Here is a 585-nt window from a genome sequence, read left to right as displayed (position 1 = left end):
CCTGTATTCAGACAATGTATTGGGCGGAAAAAGCACGTTATGACGCGCAACGGCGGAAATTGAAAGAAGCAGGGTGGGTAGACGGCGAAGATGAGACAAAGGCCGTCTGAAAACGATTGGCTTGATGTAAATCGTGTTTTAAATAATGCTGCATTAAAGCCAATGCCGTCTGAAAGTTTCAGACAGCATTGGCTTTTTTAAAGTTTAAATTAAGATTTTGTTACCTCGGAAGTGGTTGCATTTTCAGGTGTGCCAGGTGCAGCATCGGCAGGAGCCTGATAATCTGTATTTTGCGATGAAGAGGGCTCAGCATTGTCATGTTTATGATGCTTATCATGTTTACCAAAGTGTCGTTTGTCTTGATCGTCATCTTGTGCTACTGCCAATACTTTGCCGTTTTGAGCATCAACCAAAGCTTCGTATTCAACGCCGTCTTTCAAGATTTCTACTTTGTAACGGCCGCCCAAATGTTGTTTGTATTTGTAATCGACATCTTTAACGACGCCGCCCACTTCTGCTACCGCTGCTGCGGCTGCTTGCTGGCCGGAAACCTTTGCAAACATACCTTCTTTGAAAGCCATGGTA

The 585-nt window shown here is 44.3% G+C and carries 1 protein-coding gene; it reads right to left on the bottom strand.

Annotated features, from left to right (window positions below; all coding sequences use genetic code 11):
• Window positions 1–209 precede the first annotated feature (209 nt).
• On the bottom strand, window positions 210–585 hold a 376-nt coding region (locus ACTHUR_RS16205), incomplete at its 5' end, for a PepSY domain-containing protein (RefSeq protein WP_440399702.1).

The organism is Neisseria sp. P0021.S007 (assembly GCF_051956855.1).
This window is presented reverse-complemented; position numbering and strand designations above follow the sequence as displayed.